This is a genomic window from Xanthomonas sacchari, assembly GCF_024266585.1.
Taxonomy (GTDB): domain Bacteria; phylum Pseudomonadota; class Gammaproteobacteria; order Xanthomonadales; family Xanthomonadaceae; genus Xanthomonas_A; species Xanthomonas_A sacchari_C.
The window spans coordinates 1,971,579-1,995,291 of record NZ_CP100647.1; the positions used below are offsets into that span (position 1 = coordinate 1,971,579).

A 23,713-nucleotide genomic window follows, 5' to 3' on the forward strand; every position below is an offset into this window, starting at 1 on the left:
CCGATTTTTGCCGGCGCCTTGAAGAAGTCCGATTTCCACTACGACCTGCCCGAGGAACTGATCGCGCAGGCGCCGTTGGCCGAGCGCTCGGCCAGCCGGCTGCTGCTGGTGCCGCCGGCGCCGGCACCCTTCGATGACCGCCACGTCCGCGATCTGCCGGAGTTGCTGCGTGCCGGCGATCTGCTGATCTTCAACGACACGCGGGTGATTCCGGCGCGGCTGTTCGGGCAGAAGCGCACCGGCGGTCGGGTCGAGATCCTGATCGAGCGGCTGCTCGGCGGCCAGCGCGCGCGGGCGCAGTTGGGCGTGAGCAAGTCGCCCAAGGCCGGGGCGCGCATCGCCCTGGACGCCGGCGGCGAGGCCGAGGTGCTGGGCCGCGATGGCGAGTTCTACCGGTTGCAGTTCCATGTGGACGGCGCGCTGGAGCACTGGCTGCAGCAGGCCGGGCGGTTGCCGTTGCCGCCGTACATCCGCCGCGAGCCTGGGCTGGACGACCGCGAGCGCTACCAGACCGTGTTCGCGCGCGAGGCCGGCGCGGTCGCCGCGCCGACCGCCGGACTGCATTTCGATGCGCCGTTGCTGCAGGCGCTGCAGCAGCGCGGCGTCGAGGTCGGGCATGTGACCCTGCACGTCGGCGCCGGCACCTTCCAGCCGGTGCGGGTGGAGGCGCTGGAACAGCACCAGATGCACCGCGAGTGGCTCAACGTCGGCGCCAGCCTGGTCGAGCAGGTGCGGCGCACGCGCGCGGCCGGCGGCCGCGTGATCGCGGTCGGGACCACGGTAGTGCGCGCGCTGGAAAGCGCGTCCAAGGACGGCGAACTGCATCCGTTCGCCGGCGAGACGCAGATCTTCATCCTGCCCGGCTACCGCATCCGCAGCGTTGACGCGATGGTGACCAATTTCCATCTGCCGGAAAGCACGCTGCTGATGATGGTCTCGGCCTTCGCCGGCCGCGAACGCATCTTCGCCGCCTATCGCCACGCCATCGCCCAGCGCTACCGCTTCTTCAGCTATGGCGATGCGATGCTGCTGTGGAGCAGCGAGACCCCGGCAGGCCACGCGGGGTGAGTGTGTTGCGCGCACCGCCGCGCGTTCTTGTGGACGACGCGCTGCCTGCGATGCAGCGGGCCGTCGCCCGCTCGCTGGCGCGTGCGTCGACACCAACGCCGACGCGCTGACCGCCGCCGTCGCGGCGATGCGACGAAGGCGCGGACGCTGATGCGCCGCGTGCGGCGTCCGTCTGGGGCGCGGTGTTCGGCGGCAGCTCCAGCCCCGGGCCGGTGTCCTTCGACAATCCACAATCCTGCACCGAACTCGATCACTCGGACGTGGCGCCGGCGTACATCGCCCTGGACGGCAGCACCGCCGAGCATTTGAGGGTCGAGGCCCACACCCCGTCCTCGTGGTTGGCCTGTTCGGAAATCGAGGTCTACGGCGAGCGAGCAGTGCAGGCGCCGCCGCCGACCGCGGCGGCGCCTGGCGAAAACGCCTTCGCGTTGCCGGCCCCGCGCCGGGGTGGCGCGGTCGCGGCGCGATCGCAGCGAGATGGCCGATCTGCGCTGCGTCCCGTCAATTGCAGCAACACAGTTCCGGCGTCATCCGTTTTCGCCGTCTCCGGCAGCCCCCTCAACCGAGGGAGCTTTTCTCCCGGCGCCTCGGCGCCGCCGCCGTTGCCAATCCCCGATCCCGACTCCCCAATCCCGACTACTTGATCGGCTCGTCCAGCATCAGCTCGCGCACGAACCGCACCGGCGGCGCGCCGTAGGACAGCACCTGGTCGTGGTAGGCCTTGAGGTTGAACTTGTCGCCGAGCTTGTCCTGCATCGCCTTGCGCAGGTCCAGGTGCTCCTGCACGCCGACGAAGTAGGTCGGCAACTGCGCCGAGGTCAGCTGCGCGCGCACCCACTTGCCCTCGGCCTCGCTCTGCTGCTGGAAGGCGTCGTGGATCATCAGGTGCAGCGCCTGTTGCTTGCTCCAGCCGTCCACGTGCACGCCCTGGTCGAGCAGCGCATTGGCGATGCTGCGCAGGTAGAACTTCAGTTGCACCAGGTGGAACAGCGGATCGTTGTCCAGGTAGCCCTGCTCCTGCATCATCCGTTCGGTGTACACCGCCCAGCCCTCGGCGAACACGCCCGAGCGCAGCACGCCGCGCAGCGTGGAGGGGAACTTGGCCGAGTGCCAGCCTTCCACGTAATGCCCGGGCACGCCCTCGTGGATGCTCAGCAGATGGATCATGCGGCTGTTGTATTCGCGCAGGAACGAGTCGGCCTGCTGCGCGGTCCAGTCGTCGGGGATCGGCGACACCGCGTAGAAGGTCTTCAGGTTCTTGTCGAGCGGGCCGGGCGAGTCGCAGTACGCCACCGCCACGCCGCGCTGGAATTCGGGCATCAGGATGATGTCCACCGGCGCGTCGGGCAGGGTCACCAGGTCCTTCTTGCGCACGAAGGCGGTGGCGTCGGCCAGCGAGGCCTTGGCGGCCTCGACCACCTTGTCGCGCGCCGGATGCTGCGCGTAGGCCAGCTCCAGCGCCGCTTCGATCGCCTTCTGCTGCTGTTCGTCGCTGGGCGCATCGACCAGGGCCGGCGCGCCGGGCTTGTCCTTGAGCACGGTGCGGGCGATGCCGTACATGTCCTGGCGCACGCGCTTGAGTTCGGCTTCGGCGCGCTGCTTGATGTCGGCGCGCGACAGCGAGGAGTTGAGCGCGAACTTCAGCTTCTGGTCGTACTTTTCCGCGCCCAGGCGGAAGTCGCCCTTGGCGTTGGGCACCAGGGTCTGGTCCAGCCAGGTCTGCTGCTCGGCCACGGCCTTCTTCAGGCCCTCGATCGCCGCCTGCAGACGCTGCGCGTCGGCCTGCGGCAGTTCCTGGACATGCGGGACGATGAAGCTGTCGACGATGCTGAGGATGCCGCGGTTCTGCTTGGCCACGGTCTTGGCGCTGATCTCCGACACGCGCGCCGGGTCCAGGTTGGCGCGCGCCTGCGCGAACAGCGCCGGGATCTTCTCCATGCGCGCGGTGGCCGATTTCAGCCGCTCCGGCAGCGGCGCGAACTCGCGCGCCATCAGCCCGTAGATCGCGCCGCCGGCCAGTCCGTTGTAGACCTGCGGATCGGTCGCCCAGCCCTGCGCCACCTCGCTGTTCCAGATGTCCGACTGCAACTGGTTGCGCAGGATCGCCGCGTCCACCTGGTTCTCGCGCGAGAGCTTGCTCACGTCGAGCTTGTCCAGCTCCGCCAGCAACTGCTTGCTCGCGTCCAGGCTCTTCTGCCGTCCGGCCGCGCTGAGGTCGTCCAGTTCGCTGTCGTAGCGGTGGTCGCCGGTCTGGGTGGCGCTGACCGGAGACAGCTGCATCCAGGTGTCCACCGCGCGCTTGGACAGCGCGGCGAAGCTGGCGTCGGCCGCCGCATCGGATGCCGTCGCGGCCTTGGCGGGCGCGTTGCTGGCGGCGGGCGCGTCGGCAGGTTGCTGCTGGCAGCCGGCGAGGGCGGCGAGCAGGGCGGCGGCGAGCAGGTGCTGGCGCATCGGGATTCCTGGAGTGGGTCGATCCGCCAGGGTAGCGCCGCCGCGGCTGCCGGCGCCCCTGCCATTGGATTACCCTTGCGGTTTTTGCCACCCGGGAGCTGCACAATGCAGGACAACGGACGTCGCCACCGCGACCCTGTCGCGTTCGATTTCGCGTTCGATCCGAAGGCCGCCACCGCGGCGGTCGCGATTAACGCTGCACTGCCTGCCGCCGCCGCAGGGCGCGCCGTGCCCGCTGGCGCGGCACGCAGTCTGTTGCCTGCGCGCCGGCGCTGGCGTCGTTGGGGCGCTTCGCTGGCGCTGCTGGCGTCGCTCGCGGCCTGCAGCCGCGGCGGCGAGAGCGCTGCGTTGCCGGCCGCCGATCGCTATTCCGCCGATGCTGCCAGTAGCGCCGCCAGTGCGGCGGAGGCCGCGGTGCAGGCGGCGGACGCGGTCGTCGCGGCGCCCCCGCCGAGTGGCGACGGACGCGTCATGCCGTCCCTGGCCTACGAGCACGAGGTCAGCGTGGCGCTGCCGGCGGCGCAGATTCCCGCACGGCTCAAGCAACTGCAGGACGGCTGCCTGAAAGCCAGTTTCGGCGCCTGCACGGTGTTGCAGGTCGAACAGCGCGGCGGCGAGCGGCCGCGCGGCGAACTCAGCGTGCGGATCGCGCCGGCCGGGGTCGAGCCGTTGATCGCGCAGGCGGGCCAGGACGGCCAGATCGAAAGCCGCACCACCCATGCCGAGGATCTGGCGCAGGCGGTGCAGGACAACGACGCGCAACGCCAGCGGCTGCAGGCCGAGCAGCGGCGCCTGCAGGAGTTCCAGCAACGTCGCGATCTCAGCGTGGCCGACATGATCGCGCTGTCGGAGAAGCTGGCCGCCGTGGAGACGCAGTTGCTCGCCACCAGCCAGGAAGCCGCGCAGCAGCGCCGGCGCCTGGATACGCAGCGGGTGACGCTGACCTTCGCCGCGCCGACCGCCGAGCGTAGCCGCAGCGACATCGGCGATGCGCTGCGCGACAGTGGCGAAATCTTCGCCGGCTCGATCGCCTGGGCGATTCGCGCGGTGGTCGGCCTGGCGCCGTTCGCGTTGCTCGGCTACGTGCTGTGGCGGCTGATCGCCTGGCGCCGACGGCGGCGGCGCTCGGCCTAGGAGCCAGCGCTGTTCCCGTCCGATGGGCGTGGGCGGGAATGGGGGCGGGCGATGCCAGGGCAAGGTGCCGCAGCATCGTGCTCGCTAATTGCGCCGCCCCTGCCGTGGGCTGTCATTGGTCCCGGGTCGCGGCTGAAGCCGCTCCTACGGGTATGGCTGGCGATGCCGGCACCGGTGTCGCTGCCGCTGCGTCGCGCAGTGATGGCGCGGTCGGGCGCTGAGGCGCGGCTGACGCCGCTCCCATGCGAGGAGGCAGGCCGTGCGTCCCGCGGGACGCTGCGCCCCACGGCGCAACGCCCCACAGGTCGGCCTCAGCCTTCGTCCTGTTCGAACTCCACGACCACGTCCAGCTCGAACGCCAACGCTTCCACTGCCTCGCGCACCTTCAGCGCGGTGGCGGCATTGCCGGCCTCCACTTCCACTTCGTGGGTCCCGGGTCCCTGGTCGTCGGGCAGGCCGGCGGAGCTGGAATCCTCGTCGTCCATGTGCGGCATCAGGTCGTCGATCTCCTCGACGTGTTCGATGCCCTCCAGGCTCGACAGCAGGTTGATGATGGCGCGGGCGTCGTCATCGCTGCCGGTGATGCGGATGCGGAGCTGGGGCATGTGCCTTCCTCTTAGGGGGAAGGCGCAGGCTAGGCAGGCATCGGCTAAGGCGGGGTGATGACGCGCTCAGCGCAGCGGCACGACCGCGTCCGGGCCGGCATGCTCGGCCACCGGCAGCAGCAGCGCCTCGGCGGCCGCACGCAGCAGCGTCGGCGCGATGTAGCGGCGGTGCGCGGCGGCGATCAGCGCCATGTACAGGTGCCCGAAGCGATTGCGGCAGGCCACCCGCGTTTCCAGGCTCAGCTCGGCGCTGCCGTCGTCGCGCAGCGTCATGCCGACGCAACTGCGGAACGCCAGGTGGCGATCGTCGGCGCCGAGCAGCACCTGCACGCGTCGCGCCTGCGCCGCGTGGGCCTGCGCCAGCGTCGTTCCTGCAGTGCGCGCTGCGCAATCCTTCGGAACCCTAGCGCGCGGTCGGCGGCAACCCCAGCAATTCGGCCGGCAAGGCCGGCATCGGCGTGCGTTCGTCCGGCGCCTCGCGCTTGAGCCAGTCGATGAAGTGGCTGGCGGCCGGGCTGAGCAGGCGGTGGGTGGGATGCACGATGTAGTAGGAATAGCGCGCGGTCAGCGCCGGGCCGGGCAGGCGCACCAGTTCGTAGCGCTGCAGGTAGGGCTGGGCGATGTGCTTGCGCGCCAGCACCGCGCCCACGCCGTACACCGCCGCACGCAGCGCATCGGTGCTGTCGTTGAAAGTGTGCATCGGCGGCAGCGCCACGCCGCGCACGCCGGCGGCGCGGAACCAGTCGCGCCAGCCCTGCGGCGACATGTCGGTGAGCAGTTGCAACTGCGCGATCTGCTCCGGGCGGCGCAGCGTCGCCAGTTGCGGCAGGGCCGGCGAGGCGACCGGGAACAGTTCGTCGTCCATCAGGTGGTGCGAGGTCAGTCCCGGCCAGTCGCCCTGGCCGTAGCGGATGCCCAGCTCCGGGCCGCCTTCTTCGAAGCGCGAGAACGCCGAGTCGGTCTGGATCTCCAGGCGCACGTGCGGATAAGCCTGGCAGAAGCGTGGCAGGCGCGGCAGCAGCCAGCAGTACGAGAGCGAGCGCAGCGTGGTGATGCGCAGCGGCGCGGTGTCGGCTTGCGGGTGCAGGTTGCCGGCCACCGCGGCGATATCGGCGAGCGCGGCGCTGGCCGCGTCGGCCAGTTGCCGGCCCTCGGCGGTCAGCTTGACCCCGCGCGCGTGGCGCTGGAACAGCGTGGCGCCGAGCAGCGCTTCCAGACGCCGCACGTGGTGGCTGACCGCGCTGGCGGTGAGATGCAGTTCCTCCGCGGCATGGGCGAAGTTCTGGTGGCGGGCCGCGGCGGCGAAGACGCCGAGCGCGGGCAGCAGGGACGGGCGCAGTTGCACGGTCAGACACGCGGCAGATTTGTGGCTCGCGACGATACTACGCGCTTGTCGGCCCCTGTGATGCGGGGCGATGCTGGCAGCCGAACACGACATGCGCGGCGGGCAGGCGCGATGCGGGGTGTGGCGCGACCGCGCCGCCACGCATCCGCAGCCGGCAGCGGATGCGTGGCGTCGCATGAGCGTTGCGGCGCGTTTCCGGTCGACCGCGAGCCTCCTCCATGCCCACTTCCGAACCCTCCCTGCAGCCGGCCATCTCCGCCCCTCCTGCGTCCACACCCGACCGCGCTGCGACACGCGACTGGCGCACGCCGCTGGAACTGGGCTTCCTCGGCGTCGTCTGGGGCTGCTCGTTCCTGTTCATGCGCGTGGCCGCGCCGCAGTTCGGCGCCTATGCGCTGGTGGAACTGCGCCTGGCGCTGGGCGCGACGGTGCTGCTGCCGTTCCTGTGGCTGGCGCGGGCGCGCTTCCCGCTGCGGCGCTGGCCGACCCTGGCGGCGATCGGCGTGCTCAACTCCGCCTTGCCGTTCCTGCTGTTCGCGTGGGGCGCGCAGCATGCGCCGGCGGCGATCGGCGCGATCTGCAATGCGATGACGGTGCTGTTCACCGCGCTGATCGCGTTCCTGTTCTTCGGCGAGCGGATCGGTTCCCGTCGCGCGCTGGCCTTGCTGGTGGGCTTCGTCGGCGTGCTGGTGCTGGCCACCGGCAAGTCGGCTGGGCTCAGCGTCGGTCCGTCGGCCTTCGCCGGCGCCACCGCGTCGCTGCTGTACGGCATCGGCTACAACCTGGTGAAGCGGCACATGGGCGACCTGCCGCCGGCCGCGTCGGCGGCGGCCACGCTGGGCTGCAGCGCGCTGCTGCTGGCGCCGCTGGCGTGGACGCATTGGCCGACCGCACCGGTGCCGGCGCTGGCCTGGGCCTGCGCGGGCGGCCTGGGCGTGGTCTGCACCGGCCTGGCCTACCTGATGTACTACCGGCTGATCCAGCGCATCGGCCCGGCCCGCGCCTCGACCGTGACCTACCTGATCCCGGTGTTCGGCGCGCTGCTGGCCTGGTGGTTCCTGGGCGAGCCGCTGACCTGGACCATGTTGCTGGCCGGTGCGCTGATCCTGGGCAGCGTGGCCTTCAGCCAGCGCGCGCGGTAGGCGGTAGAGCGTGTCATCCATGCGCTAGCAACATCGCGTGTTGGATTCGGCCTGCCAGCCGCCGCGTGGCGGCATCGGAACACCACCACCCGTACCAGGACGCGGCGGCCGAGCCGCAGGTGGCAGGCGTGGGTGAGGATGCCGGATACTGGCGCGCTCGCGTGGTGCCGCCGCAACCGCGGCATGGCACGATCACTTGGCCTGGAGGACGACGCAATGACTGATTCCCTGCTCGCATCGCAGTTCGCTTTCAAGGCGTGGGCCAACGCCGAGATGCTGCAGGCGCTGGCGCAGATCGATGCGGCCGCGTATCCGGCGCAGCGACAGCGTGCGATCCGGCTGTTGAACCACACCTACGTGGTGGACCGGATCTTCGCCGCGCACCTGGAGGGCGGCACGCATGCATTCACCGCGAGCAACACGCCGCAGACGCCGGAACTGGAGGCGCTGGGCGCGGACGTGACCGAATCGGACCGATGGTATGCCGATTACGTCGTCCGGCTCGACGCGCCCGCCTTGCAGCAGACGCTGGCGTTCCGTTTCACCGATGGCGACGCCGGCCGCATGAGCCGGCAGGAAATGCTGTTCCACGTGCTCGCGCATGGCGCCTTCCACCGCGGCAACATCGCCATGCTGCTGACCGAGTGCGCCGTGGAGCAGCCGCGCGAACTGTTCACCCGTTTCCTGCACGTGCAGCAGCCGCAGCGGCGCAGCGTCGGCGGCGCCTGAGCGCGCGCCGTCCGGCGCGCGCATGACGCGTCACTTCGGCGGTGTACGCACCGGCAGCGGCACGTTGCACAGGTCGATGTGGCCGGCCGGGCGCTTGTAGAACGCATCGCGGCGGTTGCGCCGCGCCTCGACCACCTCGCGGAAGGTCAGCGTATCCGTGCGCAGCAATTGCAGCGGCGTGCGTTCGGCGTCCGGCACGTCGCTGGCCAGGCGGATCGCGCGGATCGGCGTGCGTTGCTCGGGTTTCTCGTAGAAGCCCATCGGGTCCGGCCCGCGCGGGATCACGCTGAGCAGTTCCATGCCCTTGACCACGCGGCCGACCACGGTGATGTTGCGGTCCAGTTGCCGCGGCGATTGCCCGGTGACCACGTACAGTTCGGCGCCGATGCTGCTGTCCTCGTCGTTGTTGCGGCCGGCGCCGAGCGTGCCGTAGCAGTGCGCCAGCCAGGCGGTGCCGGCCTTGGGATCGCGCGCCACCGGAAAGCCGTCGACGAAGCCCACCTGCGGCGCCCAGCCGTCGCGGTCGGGCAGCGGCTGGAACGCCAGGCCCGCGGCCGGGCGCTGGAATTCGGCGGGCAGGTGGGTCTTGGCGCTGCCCAGCGACTTGGCCTTGCCCGGCTCCTCGCCGTCGGGGTCGCCGAACTGCACCACGAAATTGTCCTGCGAGCGGTAGATGCTCAGGCCATCCCAGAAATGTTCGTGGGCCAGGGTGCGGATGTTGCCGACGTGCTGCGGCGCGAACGCCGGCGCCAGTTCGATGACGACGCGGCCGGCGTCCAGGTCCAGGTAGAGCGTGTTGGCCGGATCCAGCGTGCGCCAGTCGCTGGGCTTGGAGGCGTCCAGGATCTGTTGCGGGCTGCGGTACGGCGTCGCCGGCGGCGGCGGTGCCGCAGACGCGGCGGAGGCGGACAGGGACAGCGCGAGGGCGAGCAGGGAAGTGCGCAGCGGCATGAGGACGGCCCGGTCGGTGAGCGTCCGATTCTCACCGAAGCGGTGGTCGCTGCCAATGCGCCGGCGGCACGGCGCGACCGCCGTGCCGCCGACCGTGCTGCTTACGACAGCGCGCGCCGCTGCGGTTCCTGCGCCTCCTGCAGCGGCGCCTGGCTCGGCGTCGGCGGCAGCGCGGCCAGTTGCCTGGCGCTTTCTGCGGCCGGGATGGTCGCCGCCTGCGCGGCGTCCACGTAGGCCACGCGCTTGTCGGCGGACAGCGGGTCGCCCTGTACCGCGAACACCCGCCCGTTGTCGTTGCGCAGCACGTGATCGACCTGGGTCAGCCCATCGCGCCGGGCCGCCAGCAGCAGGCTGCCGGCGACGTTGGCGTCGTAGGGGGTGAGCTTGCGCGCGATCGCCTCCTGCATCGCCTGTTGCTGCGGATCGGCGGTGGCGTGCGCATCGGGCGCAGTGCCCGTGCTCGGGGCGGAGCGCGCGGGCGCTGACGGGGATGGCTGGTCGGCGCGGTCGACCTGCGCGTCGATGCGCACCAACTCGCCGCCTGGGGTGCCGCCGGCGCTGCTGGCGACGCGGAACAGGCGCTCGCTCAGGCCGTACTGGGAATTGCCCAGGTTTCGCGCCAGGCCGATCGCGAAGTCCTGCGGACTCTGCTTCTCATACTGTGCGGCCTCGTGCGCGGTCATCGGACTGGCTTGCGCGGCGCGCTGGTACTGCTGGCGCAGCGCGTCCATCTGCTGCTCGGAGAAACGCAGGGTGGCGTTCTGGCCGGCCGCGATCGGCGTATCGGCCGAGGCGGTGTCCTTGCCGGTGAGCGCGGCGTTGAGCAGTTGCGCCTGGTTGTGGTCGACCTTGTCGAAGGTGAACTGATAGCTGCGTTCGTCCACGCGCTCCTTGCCCGCGGGGTCGAACTGGCGGGTCAGGGTCATCGGCACGTTGCCGGCGTACTGCACCTTGCCGACCACGCTGTAGCTGCCGTCGGCATAGGTGGTGCGCACGTTCTCGCCAGTGTTGCGCTGGCCGCCCAGGTCGGCCTTGAACGGGCCCAGGCCGAGCTGGGCGCGGGTCTCCGAATTCATGGTCAGGCTTTCGACTTTCTGCACGCCGCCGACGCCGGGCGCATTGGCGGCGAGCCGGCCGCTGGCCAGGAAGTCGCGGTACGCGGCCTGGGCCTGCGGTTCACGCAGGTCGAAGGTGGCGGTGCGCATGGTCGCCTGGCCGAGCGCATCCTGCCGGCCCAGCATGGCCTGGGCAATGTCGGTCTTCAGCCCGACGGACTCCAGCCGTTCCACCGCCTGGGTCGGACCGACCGCGACGCGGACGCGATCGGCGTCCAGGCGCTGCACCGCATAGCTCATGCCGGCCGCGTCGGTGCGCTCGCTGGACGTGGCGAAGCCGCGGAATGCGGCCTCCATCGAGGTCTTGGCGAACACCTGGCCATCGAGCTTGACGCTGCCGCCAACCGGAATGGTGCCGGGATCGAAGGGATTCACCCGCGCAGCGGCGTCGGCCGTGGCCTCGCCGCGCAGCCGGACCTCGTAGCGGCCGCGCTCGCCGGTGGCCTGGGTCAGGCTGCCGTCGGCGGCCAGGCGCCCGGCCTTGAAGTCGCCCTGGATGCGATGGCCCTGGGTGAACTCCATCTCGACGTTGAACACGGTCTTGCCGTCTTCCTGCTTGCGGCCGGCGCCGACCTTGCCGGTGTGCACCGCCGCGTACTCCAGCGGGCCGTACTTGGCCTGTGCGGCCGTGCGGCTGTACTCGACCGAGCCCGAACCGGCCTCTGGATCGCGCTTGACCGGGCCGGTCGAGAACTGGTGGCCGGAACTGGCGAAGCTGGCGTCGGTGGCCTGGCCGGGTTCCGCGGGGGCGGGCGTCGGGCTCATGCGTAACCTCCTGGATGGCATGCAAAAAGGAAGGTCCCGCAGTGTAGCCAGCGCGACGTTGCCGAAATGTTTGTCGCTGGGCGCGGGCAGGGGCGGCGCGCCGGATGACGTGGCCGAGATCTAGCGCGATACAGAAGTGACGGTGCGCCGCGCGCTGCAGCCGCCAGTGCCGCCGAAGCGGCGCTCGCGGGCCGGGCGCTTCCTCGGCGTGGTCGCCGACCCGCGCGCCTACGGCAGCCTGTGCTGCTGCGCAGCGAAGCGCCTTGAGTGGACTGCCCGCGGCGTGTCGCGCCGCGGGCGTCGAGCCGGCTCAGCCCGCCTTGCGGCTGCCGCGGCGCTTGAGCGGGGTGACGTTGCCGGCCGGTGCGCGGCTGGCGCCGGCGTTGGCGGCGATGAAGGCGCGCACCTGCGGATACACGATGTCGCGCCAGCGGCGGCCGCTGAAGATGCCGTAGTGGCCGGCGCCCTGCACTTCCAGGTGCTGGCGGCGCGCGGCGGGGATGCCGGTGCACAGATCGTGCGCGGCCGCGGTCTGGCCCAGGCCGGAGATGTCGTCCAGTTCGCCTTCGATGCTGAGCAGCGCGGTGTCGCGGATCGCGGCGGGGTCGACGCGTTCTCCGTCGATCACCCATTCCCCGCGCGGCAGCAGGAACTCCTGGAACACCACGCGGATGGTGTCCAGGTAGTAGGTGGCCGGCATGTCCAGCACCGCGTTGTACTCGTCGTAGAAGCGGCGGTGCGCCTCGGCGTCCTGCAGGTCGCCCTTGACCAGGTTGGCGTAGAAATCCCAGTGCGACATGAAGTGCCGGCTCGGGTTCATCGCCAGGAAGCCGATGTGCTGCAGGAAGCCCGGATAAACCTCGCGGCCGTGGCCGGGGTAGGCCGGCGGCACGCTGTGGATGACGTTGTGCTCGAACCAGGACAGCGGATTGCGCGTGGCCAGGTTGTTGACTTCGGTGGGGCTGCGGCGCGCGTCGATCGGGCCGCCCATCATCACCAGCGAGCGCGGCGTGGTCTCGCCGCGTCCGGCCATCAGCGACACCGCCGCCAGCACCGGCACGGTCGGCTGGCACACGCTCATCACGTGCAGCGATTCGGCGCCGATATGGCGGATGAAGTCCTGCACGTAGCGCACGTAGTCGTCCAGGCCGAAATCGCCTTCGGCCTGCGGCACCATGCGCGCGTCGATCCAGTCGGTGACGTAGACCTTGTGGTCGCGCAGCAGGGTGCGCACGGTGTCGCGCAGCAGCGTGGCGTGGTGGCCGGACAGCGGCGCCACCACCAGCACCGCCGGCTGCCGCTTGAGTCCGTCCACGACCTTGGCGTCGTCGCTGAAGCGCTTGAAGCGCAGCAGGCGGCAGAACGGCTTGCGCAGCACTTCCTGCTCGACGATCGGCAGCGCGTGGCCATCCACGTCGACATGGTCCAGCGCCCACGCCGGCTTCTCGTAGTCCTTGCCCAGGCGATGCATCAACTCGTTGCTGGCGGCCAGGCGCTCGGCGCCCGGCAGGGTCGCCCACAGGCTGTTCGCGTCGGAGAAGATCTTGGCGTTGGCTTCGGCCTGGTGGACCCAGGGGGCAAGCAGGTTACGGGTCAGTTCGTGCCACTGGTAGAGCATGCCGGCGTTTCCATCCTGAGCGTATGCTGCCGTGCAGCATACCCCATCCGGGGCGCTTGCACCTTAATGGGGCGCCAGACCAATCGTCTCCAGGGCGGCCGCATCCCCCGCCAGCGCTGGCGCCAGCCAGCAATGACTGCCGACCGGGCGCAGCCCGAGCGCACCGAACTGGCGCCGGTACCACCGCGCCGCGCGCGGCTGGAAGCCGGCGTGGTCGCCATCGAAGTCGTCCTCGGCGGCGAAGGTCTCCAGGAAGGCCACGCCGCCGCACAGTTCCACCAGGCCGGGCAGGCCCTGGCGCAGTTCGCGGCTGGGCACGTAGTGCAGCACGTCCGAACACACCAGCAGGTCCACCGGCGCGCACGGCCGCAGCCAGGCGAAATCGCCGAAGCGCGCCGGATGCAGGTTGCGGTGGCGGCCATAGCGTGCCACCGCGTAGTCGCTGCTGTCGAAGCCGAGATAGCGCAGCTTCGGCCGCAGTTTCAGCAGCGGCGCACGCCAGGCGCCTTCGCCGCAGCCGATGTCGAGCACGCTGCGGATCGGCCGTTCCAGGTAGTACTCGGCCTGGGCCACGGCGAGCGCGACCTTGCGCGCCAGGCGCGCGGCGTCGCCGATGCCGTCGTGGCGATACCAGCGTTGGAAGTAGGCGGCGTCGTACTGTTTGTCCATGTGGGCGTGGGGTCCGTGCGGGCGCCGGACGAATCGGCGAAAATGGCCGCACATCCTACGCCAGCGACCTGGAGCCAGCGCATGCAACTCTACCTGTGGATCAAGTCCTTGCATCTGCTGTTCGTGATCGCATGGATGGCGGCGGTGTTCTACCTGCCGCGGATCCTGGTCAACATCGCCGAGAGCGCGGGCCAGCCGCAGGTGCAGGCGCGCCTGGCGCTGATGGGGCGGCGCCTGTACCGCTTCGGCCACAGCATGTTCGGCCTGGCGCTGCTGCTGGGGCTGACCCTGTGGCTGGGCTACAAGGTGCTGCCGGACTTCCCGACCATGGTCGCGCCCGGCCACAGCGGTTGGCTGCACGCCAAGCTCGGCCTGGTGGCGCTGATGCTGGCCTACTACATCTTCACCGGCCGCTGGCTCAAGCGCGTGGACCAGGCGCAGCCCCTGCCGTCCTCGCGCGCGCTGCGCCTGTTCAACGAACTGCCGGTGCTGGGGTTGCTGGTGGTGATCTGGTTGGTGCTGGCGAAGCCGTTTTGAGTGGGGCTGGGAATGGGGAATGGAGAGACGGGAATGGGTAAAGCGGCGCGACGCTAGCTGTTAGAGCGCGAGCCGGATTCGTCTCGCATGCCACAGCGTCGAGGCGACCAGCTTTTCCCATTCCCCATTCCCGTTTCCCAATTCCCCGCAGCGGCTCCGCCGCTGCGATCACGCCGTCTCGTACGCGCCGTAGCCGCGCAGGCGCGCGTATCGCTTCTCCAGCAACTGCTCGATCGGCTGCTGTTCCAGGGCGTGCAGTTCGTTGAGCAGCACCGCCTTCAGGCGCTTGGCCATCTGCGTCGGGTTGCGGTGGGCGCCGCCGATCGGTTCGCGGATCACCTTGTCGACCAGGCCCAGCGCGGACAGGCGCTTGGCGGTCAGGCCGAGTTGCTCGGCGGCGTCCTTGGCCTTGGACGCGTCCTTCCACAGGATCGAGGCGCAGCCTTCCGGCGAGATCACCGAATAGGTGCTGTACTCGAGCATCAGGGTGCGGTCGCCCACGCCGATGGCCAGTGCGCCGCCGGAGCCGCCTTCGCCGATCACGGTGCAGATCACCGGCACCTTCAGTTCGGCCATCTCCAGCAGGTTGCGCGCGATCGCCTCGCTCTGGCCGCGCTCCTCGGCGCCGATGCCGGGGTAGGCGCCGGGGGTGTCGATGAAGGTCAGCAGCGGCAGCTTGAAGCGCTCGGCCAGCTTCATCAGGCGCAGCGCCTTGCGATAGCCTTCCGGGCGCGGCATGCCGAAATTGCGCGCGATCTTGCTCTTGGTGTCGCGGCCCTTCTGGTGGCCGATGATCACCACCGCGCGGCCGTCGATGCGGCCGAGGCCGCCGACGATGGCCTTGTCGTCGGCGAACGCACGGTCGCCGGCCAGCTCCTGGAACTCGTCGCAGAACACGTTGATGTAGTCCAGCGTGTACGGGCGCTGCGGATGCCGCGCCAGCTGCGAGATCTGCCACGAGGACAGGTCGCGGAAGATCTGCGCGGTACGCACCCGCAGCTTGTCCTCCAGTGCCCCGACCTCGGTCTCGACGTTGACCGCCGGGCCGGTGCTGGCATTGCGCAGTTCCTGGATCTTGGCTTCCAGATCGGCGATGGGTTGCTCGAAGTCGAGGTAGTTCGGGTTCATTGGAAGCCGTGGAGAACTAAAGGGGGAAGTGTAGCCGAAGCGATGCGGATGGCCCGTACGGGGGGGAACGGGGGGACGAGGCCGGGAATGGGGAATCGGGAATGGGGAATGGCAAGAGCGGGGCGGCTCCGCGCGATGTTCACGCCATCGGGAGGCCGGCTTCTACGATTCGCGACTCCCGATTCCCCATTCCCGGCTCAAGCACATGGTGAATCGGAAGAGCGGGGCGGTTGCGCGCGATGTTCACGCAACCGGGAGGCCGGCTTTTGCGATTCCCCATTCCCGATTCCCCAATCCCGGCTCACGCCCATGGCGGGCTGTACTTGACCTTCACCGCGCGCACCGCGGGGTCGCCGCGCAGGGCGTCCAGCAGTTGCGGATCCACGCGCACCGAATGGCTGCCGTTGAGGTCGAGCATGCCGGCGATGCCGCCCTGCGCCGACTGCAGCAGCAGGTCCAGGCGCAGCGGGGTCTTGCCCGGGCGGTGGCGGGCGAGCAGGCTGTCGATGCGCGGCCAGGCGCTGCGCTGGCGCAGGTCCAGGCGCAGCGACAGGCGCTGCGCGTGGTGCGTGCAGATCTGCTCGTAGTCCCAGCACTGGCGGATGCGCATCGCGTAGCCGCCATTGAATTCGTCCTCGCGCACGCCGCCCTTGACGATCAGGATGCGGTCGCGGGTCAGCAGGTGGCCGAACTCGGCGATGGCGTCGGAGAACGCGCTGCACTCGATGCGGCCGCGGCCGTCCTCCAGTTGCACGAACACCTGGCTGTCGCCCTTGCGGCGCACGCCGACCACCTGGCCGGCGAGGATCGCGCTGACCTCCGGGCGCCAGGCGCGCTTCTCGCCGTCGCCGCCACCACCGCGGCCGCCGCCGGATTGCGCGCAGATCTTCTCCAGCGCGCTCAGGTCGCAGCCGACCAGTTCGCGCACTTCGTCGCGGTACGGATCGAACGGATGGCCGCTGAGGTAGAAGCCCAGCGTCTCGCGTTCGCCGGCCAGCAACTGGCCCAGCGGCCACTCCTTGCTCTCCGGCAGGTCCAGGCGCAGCGCCGGCGCGCTGGTGTCGGCGCCGCCGAACAGCGAGTTCTGCCCGGAGGCACGCTCGCGCGCCATCTGCTCGGTGGCCTTCATCACCTCCGGCAACTGCAGCATCAGCGTGGCGCGGTTGCTGCCCAGCCCGTCCATCGCACCGGCGTTGATCATCGCCTCGAGGGTGCGCTTGTTGAGCTTGGCCGATTCCACGCGGGTGCAGAAATCCAGCAGCGAGGTGTATTCGCCGCCGCGCTCGCGTTCGGCCACGATCGCCTCGCAGGCGCCGCGGCCCACGCCCTTGATCGCGCCCAGGCCGTACTGGATGGTGTCCGGGGTGGCCGCCTCGAACATGTACGCCGAGGCGTTGATGCGCGGCGGCAGCACGGTCAGGCCGAGGTTGCGCACCTCGTCGAGGAAGCCGACCACCTTGTCGGTGTTGTCCATGTCCGAGGACAGCGTGGCCGCCATGAACTCGGCCGGATAGTGGCGCTTCAGCCATGCGGTCTGGTAGCTGACCAGCGCGTAGGCGGCGGCGTGCGACTTGTTGAAGCCGTAGCCGGCGAACTTCTCCATCAGGTCGAAGATTTCGTCGGCCTTGGCCTCGCCGACGCCGCCCTTGGCCGCGCCCTCGCGGAAGATCTCGCGGTGCTTGGCCATTTCCGCCGGCACCTTCTTGCCCATCGCGCGGCGCAGCAGGTCGGCGCCGCCCAGCGAGTAGCCGCCGACGATCTGCGCCATCTGCATCACCTGCTCCTGGTACACCATGATGCCGTAGGTGTCCTTCAGGATCGCTTCGGTGCGCGGATCGGGATAGACGATCTCCTCCTGGCCGTGCTTGCGCGCGTTGAACGAGGGGATCAGGTCCATCGGGCCGGGGCGGTACAGCGACACCAGCGCGATGAGATCCTCGAAGCGGTCGGGGCGGGCGTCCTTCAGCAGCCGGCGCATGCCCGAGGATTCGAACTGGAACACCGCGCCGGTGTTGCCCGAGGCGAAGATGCCCTTGTAGGTGGGCGCGTCGTCGAGCGGGATCGCGGCGATCTCCACCGGCGGGATGCCGGCGCGCGCGTGGCGCACGTTGATCGCCTTCACCGCCCAGTCGATGATGGTCAGGGTGCGCAGGCCGAGGAAGTCGAACTTGACCAGGCCGACCTGTTCGACGTCGTCCTTGTCGAACTGGGTGACCGGGTTCTTGCCCAGGTTGTCGACATCGTGTTCGGCGAACAGCGGGCAGAAATCCGACAGCGGCGTCGGCGCGATCACCACGCCGCCGGCGTGCTTGCCGGCATTGCGGGTCAGGTCCTCGAGCTGCCGCGCCAGGTCCATCAGGTCGCGGACGTCGTCCTCGGCCTGGTAGCGCTGGATCAGCTCCGGCGAGGCCATCTCGCTGTCCTTGCCTTCGCCCATCGCATCTTTCAGCGTGATGCCGAGGATGTTGGGGATCAGCTTGGCGACGCCATCGACCAGGCCGTACGGGAAGCCGAGCACGCGGCCGCAGTCGCGCACCACCGCCTTGGCCGCCATGGTGCCGTAGGTGATGATCTGGCTGACCCGGTCGCGGCCGTACTTGCGCGCCACGTAGTCGATCACCTCGTCGCGGCGGTCCATGCAGAAGTCGATGTCGAAGTCGGGCATCGACACGCGTTCCGGATTGAGGAAGCGCTCGAACAGCAGGTTGTACGGCAGCGGGTCCAGGTCGGTGATCTGCAGCGCCCACGCCACCAGCGAACCGGCGCCGGAGCCGCGGCCCGGGCCGATCGGAATGCCCTGGTTCTTGCCCCACTGGATGAAGTCGGCCACGATCAGGAAGTAGCCGGGGAAGCCCATCTTGATGATGGTGTCCAGCTCGAACTCGAGCCGGTCCACGTAGTCCTGGCGGGTCTTGCCGGGCGCCAGCGGGTTCTTCTCCAGGCGCGCGGCCAGGCCTTCGCGCGACTGGCTGCGGATCCAGCTGTCCAGCGTCTCGTCGTCGGGCACCGGGTAGGCGGGCAGGAAGTAGGTGCCCAGCTGCATCTCGATGTTGCAGCGTTGCGCCAGCGCCAGGGTGTTGTCGATCGCGTCGGGGATGTCGGCGAACAGCGCGGCCATCTCCTCGGCCGACTTCAGGTACTGCTGGTCGCTGTAGTCGCGCGGGCGCTTGGGATCGTCGAGCACGCGGCCGGAGGAGATGCACACGCGCGCCTCGTGCGCGGCGAAATCGCTGGCGTACAGGAAGCGCACGTCGTTGCTGGCGACCACCGGCAGGCCGCGGGTGCCGGCGGCGTGCAGGGCGAACTGGTTGAACGCCTCCTCGCCGTCGCGGCCGGTTCGGGTCAGTTCCAGGTGCAGGCCATCGCCGAAGATGCGCTGCCAGTCGGCCAGTTGCTGCTCGGCCAGGTCGTGGCGGCCTTCGCTGGCCAGGCGCCCGGCCAGGCTCTCGCGGCCGGCCAAGGCGAACAGGTTGTCGCTGCCGTGCTGCAGCCACTCCGGGCGCAGCGCCACGCCGCCTTCGCTGCGGTGGCCTTCCAGCCAGGCGCGGGTCAGCAGCCGCGACAGGCTGAGGTAGCCGTCGCGGTTGCGGCACAGCACGGTCAGCCGCCACGGCGCCTGGGCGCCGTCGGCGATCAGCAGGTCGGCGCCGGCGATCGGCTTGATGCCCACGCCTTCGGCGGCCTTGTAGAACTTGACCAGCGCGAACAGGTTGTTGAGGTCGGTGACTGCCAGCGCGGGCAGGTCCAGCTCGACCGCGCGGCTGAGCAGGTTGGCCTGCTTGGCCTTTTTCGGGTCAGCCTGATCCGGTTTCTCGGGCACACGGATGGTCGAATCCGCCAGCGAGAACTCGGTGTGGATGTGCAGATGGGCGAAGCGGGAAGTGGACATGCGGAACCAGAGCGATGCCCGGGCAGGGTAGCGGCGGGGGGCGAGCCGGGCAAGGCTTGACAGCGAGGGGCGGGGATTCGGGAGTGGGGATTGGGGATTGGTTGCGGTCTCAGTGGGCGGTGAGTGCGCGTGATTGCCCGCCTATCCCCGGTGAAGGTCTTACGCGAGCTGCAGCGACTCCAGCGAATCCCCAATCTCCGCTGCCGAATCCCGGCCCGCAAGGGCCATCCTGACCGGCGCGAAGCTACGCCGGTGGTGGACGCAGGGGCCGTGCGCGGCCAGCGCCGCCAGGTGCGCCGGGGTGGCGTAGCCCTTGTGCAGGTCGAAGCCGTAGTGCGGGTGTTCGTCGTGCAGGCGCTGCATGATGCGGTCGCGGGTGACCTTGGCGACGATCGAGGCGGCCATGATCGCGCGGTCGCGGCCGTCGCCGCCGACCAGCGCCTCGGCGGCGCAGGGTAGGCCCTTGGGCACGCGGTTGCCGTCGATGCGGGCGAAACCGGCCACATGGGCCACGCCTTCGACCGCGCGGCGCATGCCAAGCATGGTCGCCTGGTAGATGTTCAGGCGGTCGATCTCCTCGGCCTCGATCAGCACCACCTGCCAGGCCAGCGCGCGCTCGACGATGCGCGCATACAGCGTCTCGCGCCGCGCCGCGGTCAGTTGCTTGGAATCGTCCAGCCCGTTGATGCGGGTGCGGCCCGGATCGAACACCACCGCCGCCACCGCCACCGGCCCGGCCAGGGGGCCGCGGCCGGCTTCGTCGACGCCGGCGTAGAGCCGGGAATCGGGAGTGGGGAATGGGGAATGGGGTAAAAGCGGCTGCTGTGGCGACGATGGAGAAAGGGAGCGCTTCATGCCGTTGCTCCTGACGATTCCCGATTCCCCATTCCCGAATCCCGGCCCTCAAGCAATTCGAGCACCGCATCGGCCGCGCGCGCCGAGGCGTCCTGGCGCAGCAGCCGATGCAGGCGTTCGTACTCGGGCTGCAGCGCCGCCACCGCCTGCGGGTTGCGCAGCCAGTGCAGCAGCGCGGCGGCCAGCGCGTCGGGGGTGCAGGCGTCCTGCATCAGTTCCGGCGCCAGGTCGTGGCCGGCGAGGATGTTGGGCAGGGCGTAGCGGTCCACCTTCAGTAACCCCAGCGCCTTGACGATGCGGTAGGTGAGCGGGGCGACCTTGTAGCCGACCACCATCGGCCGCTTCACCAGCATCGCTTCCAGGGTCGCGGTGCCGGACGCCAGCAGCACCGCATCGGCAGCGAGCAGGGCGGTGCGCGCGTGGCCGTCCAGCACCTGGGTGGCGGCCGGCGGCAAGGCCGAGCGCGCGAGTTGTTCGGCGATCAGCGCCTTGCAGGCGGCATTGGCGGCCGGCACCAGCACGCGCGCGTGCGGAAGCTGCTGCAGCACCTGCGCGGCGGCAGCGAAGAAGGTGTCGCCGAGCTTGCCGATCTCGCCCAGGCGGCTGCCCGGCAGGACCGCCAGCACCGGCACGTCGGCGCCCAGGCCAAGGGCGCTGCGCGCCGCGCTGCGGTCCTCGTGCAACGCGATCGCGTCGGCCATCGGGTGGCCGACGAAGCGCGCGTCCACGCCGTGCCTGGCGTAGATCGGCGGCTCCATCGGGAACAGGCACAGCACCCGGTCGGCGCTGGCGCCGATCTTGGCCGCGCGCTGCTCGCGCCAGGCCCACACCGACGGGCTGACGTAATGCACCGTGCGCTGCCCGCGCCGCTTCAGCCAGCGCTCCACGCCCAGGTTGAAGTCGGGGGCGTCGATGCCGACGAACACGTCCGGGCGCCAGGCCAGCAGCCGCTCGCGCAGCGCGCGGCGCAGCTTCAGCAGGCGCGGCAGATGCCGCAGCACTTCCAGCAGGCCCATCACCGCCAGCTCGCTGGCGTCGAACCAGGTCTGGCACCCGGCCTGGCGCATCGCCTCGCCGCCGACCCCGGCGAACTCGGCATCCGGATAGCGCGCGCGTAGCGCCTCGATCAGCCCCGCGCCGAGCAGGTCGCCGGAGGCTTCGCCGGCGACCAGGGCGATGCGCAGCGGTGCTGCGCCGGGAATGGGGAATGGGGAATGGGGAATGGTTGAAGCAACAGCGGAGCTGGGGCCGGGCGGGCGGCCGCTCTTCCCATTCCCCATTCCCGATTCCCCATTCCCGGCCGTCATCGCAACAACGGCCGCTCGCTGGATTCGATGAACTCCAGCATCGCGCGCACGTCCTCGCTGCCTTCGGCCAGCAGCGCCAGCTGGTGCTTGGCCTCGGCCAGCGGCAGGCCGGCCACGTACAGCGCGCGGTAGGCGCGCTTGATCGCGGCCACGCGCTCGGGATCGAAGCCGCGGCGCTTCAGCCCTTCGCTGTTGATGCCGCGCGGGCGCCCCAGCGAATTGCCGCCGACCATGGTGAACGGCGGCACGTCGCCGTTGATCAGCGCGCCCATGCCGAGGAAGGCGTGATCGCCGATGCGGCAGAACTGGTGGGCGCCGGCGAAGCCGCTGATGATGACGTGGTCGCCCACCTCCACGTGCCCGGCCAGGGTGGTGTTGTTGGAGAACACGCAGTGGTTGCCGACGATGCAGTCGTGGGCGACGTGGGTGTAGGCGAGGAACCAGTTGTCGCTGCCGACCCGGGTGATGCCGCCGCCGCTGCCGGTGCCGCGGCTGATGGTGACGAACTCGCGGATCACGTTGCGGTCGCCGATCACCAGTTCGGTGCGTTCGCCGGCGAACTTCTTGTCCTGCGGGTCGCCGCCGAGCGCGACGTGGCCGACCAGGCGGTTGTCGCGACCCAGGCGGGTCGGACCGACGATGCTGCAATGCGAACCGATCTCGCAGCCTTCGCCGATTTCCACGTCCGCGCCGATCACGGTGAAGGCGCCGACGCGCACGTCGGCGGCCAGCGTCGCCGCCGGGTCGATGACGGCGGACGGGTGGATCAGGGGGGCATTGGCGCTCATCGCAGGTCTCCTGCCAGGGTCATTCGCGGGTGCCGGCGCACAGCACTTCGGCGCAGGCCACGACCTTGCCTTCGACCTTGGCTTCGCCGTAGTACACCGCCATGTTGCGGATCACCCGCTTGATCTCCACGTGCAGTTCCAGCACGTCGCCGGGCACGACCTGGCTGCTGAAGCGGGCATTGTCGACCTTGACCATGTAGAACAGCTTGGACTGCGCGTCGCGGCCCATCGCCAGTTGGGTCAGGATGCCGCCGGCCTGCGCCAGCGCCTCGATGATCAGCACGCCCGGCATGATCGGCTGCCCCGGGAAATGCCCCTGGAAGAACGGCTCGTTTACGCTCACGTTCTTGTGCGCGACGATCTTGCGGTTCTCGAAGTCCAGCGAAACCACCTTGTCCACCAGCAGGAACGGGTAGCGGTGCGGGAGCAGTGCGCGGATCTGGGCGATGTCCGGCAGGGGCTGATCGTGGCTCATTCCTTCTCCTTGCTGACAGACAGGATGCGACGGGCCAGGGCATCGAGCTGTTTGAAGCGCGCGGCGTTCTTGCGCCACGTGCGGTTGTCGGTCAATGGGGTGCCGGACGAATACTCGCCCGGCTCGTGGATGGAGTTGCGCACGACCGACTTGCCGGTGACCACGACCTTGTCGCAGATCTCCAGGTGGCCGACCACGCCGACCGCGCCGCCGAGCATCACGTAGCGGCCGAGCTTGGCGCTGCCGGCGATGCCGGTGCAGCCGGCGATGGCGCTGTGCGCGCCGATGTGCACGTTGTGCGCGACCTGCACCAGGTTGTCCAGGCGCACGTCTTCCTCGAGGGTGGTGTCTTCCAGCGCGCCGCGGTCCACGCAGGTGTTGGCGCCGATCTCGCAATCGTCGCCGATGCTCACGCCGCCCAGCTGCGGCACCTTGATCCAGCGGCCGGCGTCCATCGCCAGGCCGAAACCGTCGGCGCCGAGCACCGCGCCGGGATGCACGCGCACGCGCTGGCCCAGGCGCACCCGGGTGACCAGGGTGACGCGGGCGATCAGTTCGCTGCCGGCGCCGACCTGGCAGTCCTCGCCGATCACGCAGCCGGGGCCGATCACGCAACCCTCGCCGACCACGCTGCGCGCGCCGATGCTGACGAACGCGCCGATATGCGCGCTGGCCGCGACCTGCGCGCTGGGGTCGATGCTGGCGCTGGGATGGATGCCGGGCGGGCGCACCGGCGCCACGTCGAACAACGCGGCGATCTTGGCGAAGGCGACGTACGGGTCGCGCGCGATCAGTGCGGTACCCGGCGCCGCCTCGGCGTCGTCGGCACGCAGCACCACGATCGCCGCGGTGCTGTCGGCCAGTTGTGCGCGATAGCGGGGATTGGCCAGGAAGCTGAGCTGTCCCGGGCCTGCCTGCGCCAGCGTGGCCACGCCATGCACCGCGACGCTGCCGTCGCCATGCACCTGCAGGCCGAAACGCTCGGCGATCTCGTCAGCGGTATAGGTCGAAGTATTCACCGGGGGATTCTACCGTGTGCCACTAGCACGGTCATACGTACGGCCGCGTAGGGCGCGACGGACCCTACCCAAGCTTAGCTGCGAGCAGATAGCGATCAACGGGCTGGAGTAAAGCCCCCTTTT

The 23,713-nt window shown here is 70.1% G+C and carries 19 protein-coding genes and 1 pseudogene; 5 read left to right on the forward strand and 15 right to left on the reverse strand.

Translation table 11 applies throughout. The features are described 5' to 3' along the window. The first annotated feature begins 18 nt into the window (after positions 1-18). Positions 19-1,068: a tRNA preQ1(34) S-adenosylmethionine ribosyltransferase-isomerase QueA gene (gene queA, locus NKJ47_RS07940; protein ID WP_254461374.1), complete on the forward strand. Its 1,050-nt coding sequence runs from the start codon at positions 19-21 to the stop codon at positions 1,066-1,068. Between the two features lie 636 nt (positions 1,069-1,704). Here the strand turns inward: queA and NKJ47_RS07945 are convergent. Next, positions 1,705-3,519 carry a DUF885 domain-containing protein gene (locus NKJ47_RS07945; protein WP_254460935.1) on the reverse strand — a complete coding sequence of 605 codons (1,815 nt, stop codon included), beginning with the start codon at positions 3,517-3,519 and terminating at the stop codon, positions 1,705-1,707. Positions 3,520-3,990: 471 nt separating this feature from the next. On the opposite strand from NKJ47_RS07945, the gene NKJ47_RS07950 reads away from it, so the two are divergent. Beyond that, a complete protein-coding gene (locus tag NKJ47_RS07950) occupies positions 3,991-4,653 on the forward strand; it encodes a DUF4349 domain-containing protein (RefSeq protein WP_254460936.1) in 663 nt (220 codons plus the stop codon). A gap of 311 nt (positions 4,654-4,964) precedes the next feature. Here NKJ47_RS07950 and NKJ47_RS07955 read toward each other — a convergent pair whose 3' ends face one another. From NKJ47_RS07955 to NKJ47_RS07965, 3 genes and pseudogenes are all read right to left on the reverse strand, one after another. Then, the gene (locus NKJ47_RS07955; RefSeq protein WP_254460937.1) at positions 4,965-5,258 is read right to left on the reverse strand and encodes a hypothetical protein; all 294 of its coding nucleotides are present in this window, start codon (positions 5,256-5,258) and stop codon (positions 4,965-4,967) included. Positions 5,259-5,324: 66 nt separating this feature from the next. Beyond that, a pseudogene (locus NKJ47_RS07960) lies at positions 5,325-5,624 on the reverse strand (DUF2867 domain-containing protein); the annotation flags it as partial. A gap of 37 nt (positions 5,625-5,661) precedes the next feature. Beyond that, positions 5,662-6,603 (reverse strand): LysR substrate-binding domain-containing protein, encoded by a 942-nt coding sequence (locus NKJ47_RS07965; RefSeq protein WP_254460938.1) that lies wholly within the window; start codon positions 6,601-6,603, stop codon positions 5,662-5,664. 218 nt (positions 6,604-6,821) lie between these two features. On the opposite strand from NKJ47_RS07965, the gene NKJ47_RS07970 reads away from it, so the two are divergent. Together NKJ47_RS07970 and NKJ47_RS07975 are read left to right on the forward strand one after the other, a co-directional pair. Then, positions 6,822-7,745, forward strand: coding sequence for a DMT family transporter (locus tag NKJ47_RS07970; RefSeq protein ID WP_254460939.1), 924 nt, complete (start codon positions 6,822-6,824; stop codon positions 7,743-7,745). Between the two features lie 138 nt (positions 7,746-7,883). Continuing rightward, positions 7,884-8,474: a DinB family protein gene (locus tag NKJ47_RS07975; RefSeq protein ID WP_254460940.1), complete on the forward strand. Its 591-nt coding sequence runs from the start codon at positions 7,884-7,886 to the stop codon at positions 8,472-8,474. A gap of 30 nt (positions 8,475-8,504) precedes the next feature. Here NKJ47_RS07975 and NKJ47_RS07980 read toward each other — a convergent pair whose 3' ends face one another. The 4 genes from NKJ47_RS07980 to NKJ47_RS07995 all read right to left on the reverse strand — a co-directional run bounded on the left by NKJ47_RS07980 (position 8,505) and on the right by NKJ47_RS07995 (position 13,592). Beyond that, positions 8,505-9,425: a peptidylprolyl isomerase gene (locus tag NKJ47_RS07980; RefSeq protein WP_254460941.1), complete on the reverse strand. Its 921-nt coding sequence runs from the start codon at positions 9,423-9,425 to the stop codon at positions 8,505-8,507. Positions 9,426-9,526: 101 nt separating this feature from the next. Beyond that, the gene (locus NKJ47_RS07985; protein ID WP_254460942.1) at positions 9,527-11,305 is read right to left on the reverse strand and encodes an XVIPCD domain-containing protein; all 1,779 of its coding nucleotides are present in this window, start codon (positions 11,303-11,305) and stop codon (positions 9,527-9,529) included. Between the two features lie 310 nt (positions 11,306-11,615). Then, positions 11,616-12,923 carry a polyhydroxyalkanoate depolymerase gene (locus NKJ47_RS07990; RefSeq protein WP_254460943.1) on the reverse strand — a complete coding sequence of 436 codons (1,308 nt, stop codon included), beginning with the start codon at positions 12,921-12,923 and terminating at the stop codon, positions 11,616-11,618. A 63-nt stretch (positions 12,924-12,986) separates the two neighbouring features. Next, positions 12,987-13,592, reverse strand: a complete 606-nt coding sequence (locus tag NKJ47_RS07995) for a class I SAM-dependent DNA methyltransferase (RefSeq protein WP_254460944.1) — start codon at positions 13,590-13,592, stop codon at positions 12,987-12,989. Between the two features lie 81 nt (positions 13,593-13,673). On the opposite strand from NKJ47_RS07995, the gene NKJ47_RS08000 reads away from it, so the two are divergent. Then, positions 13,674-14,129 (forward strand): CopD family protein, encoded by a 456-nt coding sequence (locus NKJ47_RS08000; protein WP_254461375.1) that lies wholly within the window; start codon positions 13,674-13,676, stop codon positions 14,127-14,129. Between the two features lie 168 nt (positions 14,130-14,297). On the opposite strand, the gene NKJ47_RS08005 is transcribed toward NKJ47_RS08000, so the two are convergent. From NKJ47_RS08005 to lpxD, 7 genes are all read right to left on the reverse strand, one after another. After that, positions 14,298-15,257: an acetyl-CoA carboxylase carboxyltransferase subunit alpha gene (locus tag NKJ47_RS08005; protein ID WP_254460945.1), complete on the reverse strand. Its 960-nt coding sequence runs from the start codon at positions 15,255-15,257 to the stop codon at positions 14,298-14,300. Positions 15,258-15,558: 301 nt separating this feature from the next. Beyond that, positions 15,559-19,146, reverse strand: a complete 3,588-nt coding sequence (gene dnaE / locus NKJ47_RS08010) for a DNA polymerase III subunit alpha (protein WP_254460946.1) — start codon at positions 19,144-19,146, stop codon at positions 15,559-15,561. Positions 19,147-19,305: 159 nt separating this feature from the next. Further along, entirely contained in the window at positions 19,306-20,001 is a 696-nt protein-coding gene (locus NKJ47_RS08015; RefSeq protein ID WP_254460947.1) for a ribonuclease HII, read from the reverse strand. After that, complete coding sequence (gene lpxB, locus NKJ47_RS08020; RefSeq protein WP_254460948.1) at positions 19,998-21,281, reverse strand: lipid-A-disaccharide synthase; 1,284 nt, start codon at positions 21,279-21,281, stop codon at positions 19,998-20,000. Before lpxB ends, NKJ47_RS08015 begins: the two co-directional genes overlap by 4 nt. Before the next feature lie 23 nt (positions 21,282-21,304). Continuing rightward, positions 21,305-22,096, reverse strand: coding sequence for an acyl-ACP--UDP-N-acetylglucosamine O-acyltransferase (gene lpxA / locus NKJ47_RS08025; RefSeq protein WP_254460949.1), 792 nt, complete (start codon positions 22,094-22,096; stop codon positions 21,305-21,307). 19 nt (positions 22,097-22,115) lie between these two features. Then, a complete protein-coding gene (gene fabZ / locus NKJ47_RS08030; RefSeq protein WP_254460950.1) occupies positions 22,116-22,571 on the reverse strand; it encodes a 3-hydroxyacyl-ACP dehydratase FabZ in 456 nt (151 codons plus the stop codon). After that, positions 22,568-23,590: a UDP-3-O-(3-hydroxymyristoyl)glucosamine N-acyltransferase gene (gene lpxD / locus NKJ47_RS08035; protein WP_254460951.1), complete on the reverse strand. Its 1,023-nt coding sequence runs from the start codon at positions 23,588-23,590 to the stop codon at positions 22,568-22,570. Before lpxD ends, fabZ begins: the two co-directional genes overlap by 4 nt. Positions 23,591-23,713 lie beyond the last annotated feature (123 nt).

Coding starts and splice junctions, on each gene's coding strand:
- NKJ47_RS07945 (WP_254460935.1), bottom strand. CDS start 3,519: ATGCGCCAGCACCTGCTCGCCGCCGCCCTGCTCGCCGCCCTCGCCGGC.
- NKJ47_RS07950 (WP_254460936.1), top strand. CDS start 3,991: ATGCCGTCCCTGGCCTACGAGCACGAGGTCAGCGTGGCGCTGCCGGCG.
- NKJ47_RS07955 (WP_254460937.1), bottom strand. CDS start 5,258: ATGCCCCAGCTCCGCATCCGCATCACCGGCAGCGATGACGACGCCCGC.
- NKJ47_RS07970 (WP_254460939.1), top strand. CDS start 6,822: ATGCCCACTTCCGAACCCTCCCTGCAGCCGGCCATCTCCGCCCCTCCT.
- NKJ47_RS07975 (WP_254460940.1), top strand. CDS start 7,884: ATGCCGGATACTGGCGCGCTCGCGTGGTGCCGCCGCAACCGCGGCATG.
- NKJ47_RS07980 (WP_254460941.1), bottom strand. CDS start 9,425: ATGCCGCTGCGCACTTCCCTGCTCGCCCTCGCGCTGTCCCTGTCCGCC.
- NKJ47_RS07985 (WP_254460942.1), bottom strand. CDS start 11,305: ATGAGCCCGACGCCCGCCCCCGCGGAACCCGGCCAGGCCACCGACGCC.
- NKJ47_RS07990 (WP_254460943.1), bottom strand. CDS start 12,923: ATGCTCTACCAGTGGCACGAACTGACCCGTAACCTGCTTGCCCCCTGG.
- NKJ47_RS07995 (WP_254460944.1), bottom strand. CDS start 13,592: ATGGACAAACAGTACGACGCCGCCTACTTCCAACGCTGGTATCGCCAC.
- NKJ47_RS08000 (WP_254461375.1), top strand. CDS start 13,674: ATGCAACTCTACCTGTGGATCAAGTCCTTGCATCTGCTGTTCGTGATC.
- NKJ47_RS08005 (WP_254460945.1), bottom strand. CDS start 15,257: ATGAACCCGAACTACCTCGACTTCGAGCAACCCATCGCCGATCTGGAA.
- dnaE (WP_254460946.1), bottom strand. CDS start 19,146: ATGTCCACTTCCCGCTTCGCCCATCTGCACATCCACACCGAGTTCTCG.
- NKJ47_RS08015 (WP_254460947.1), bottom strand. CDS start 20,001: ATGAAGCGCTCCCTTTCTCCATCGTCGCCACAGCAGCCGCTTTTACCC.
- lpxB (WP_254460948.1), bottom strand. CDS start 21,281: ATGGGGAATGGGAAGAGCGGCCGCCCGCCCGGCCCCAGCTCCGCTGTT.
- lpxA (WP_254460949.1), bottom strand. CDS start 22,096: ATGAGCGCCAATGCCCCCCTGATCCACCCGTCCGCCGTCATCGACCCG.
- fabZ (WP_254460950.1), bottom strand. CDS start 22,571: ATGAGCCACGATCAGCCCCTGCCGGACATCGCCCAGATCCGCGCACTG.